Consider the following 660-nt stretch of genomic DNA (forward strand, 5'->3'; position numbering starts at 1 on the left):
TGTCGTTCCGCTTCTACGACAACCACAAGACCGGCCATCTCGTCGGCCGTGTCACCAAGGACCTCGAGGAGATCGGCGAGATCGCCCATCACGGCCCCGAGGACCTGTTCATCGCCATCATGACCTTCGCCGGCGCCTTCGTGCTGATGTTCACGGTCAACATGCATCTGGCGCTGATCACGGCGGTGATCGTGCCTCTGATCGCCTGGGTGACGATGCGCTACGGCGACCGCATGGAGCGCAACTGGCAGGCGCTGTACCGGCGTGTCGGCGATTTCAACGTCCGCATCGAGGAGAATGTCGGCGGCATGCGCGTCGTCCAGGCCTTCGCCAATGAGGAGCATGAGCGCACGCTGTTCGCGCATGACAACCAGCGCTACCGCCAGACCAAGCTCGACGCCTACCGCATCATGTCGGCCAGCAATTCGCTGAACTATATGGGCATAAGGCTGATCCAGCTCGTGGTCATGATCGCCGGCAGCTATCTCGTCATCACGGGAGGCCTCAGCAATGGCGGCTTCGTCGGCTTCCTGCTTTTGGTCGGAGTCTTCGTACGGCCGATAGAGAAGATCAACTCGGTGATCGAGACCTATCCCAAGGGTATTGCCGGCTTCCGGCGCTACACCGAGCTACTCGACACCGAACCCGACATTGCCGACC

At 61.1% G+C, this 660-nt stretch carries 1 protein-coding gene; it reads left to right on the forward strand.

What is annotated here, in order from left to right; translation table 11 throughout:
- Positions 1-660: ABC transporter ATP-binding protein (locus EN939_RS36860; protein ID WP_164751628.1), on the forward strand; the 660-nt coding region annotated here is incomplete at both ends.

This window comes from Mesorhizobium sp. M7A.F.Ca.CA.002.05.1.1, assembly GCF_003998335.1.
Taxonomy (GTDB): domain Bacteria; phylum Pseudomonadota; class Alphaproteobacteria; order Rhizobiales; family Rhizobiaceae; genus Mesorhizobium.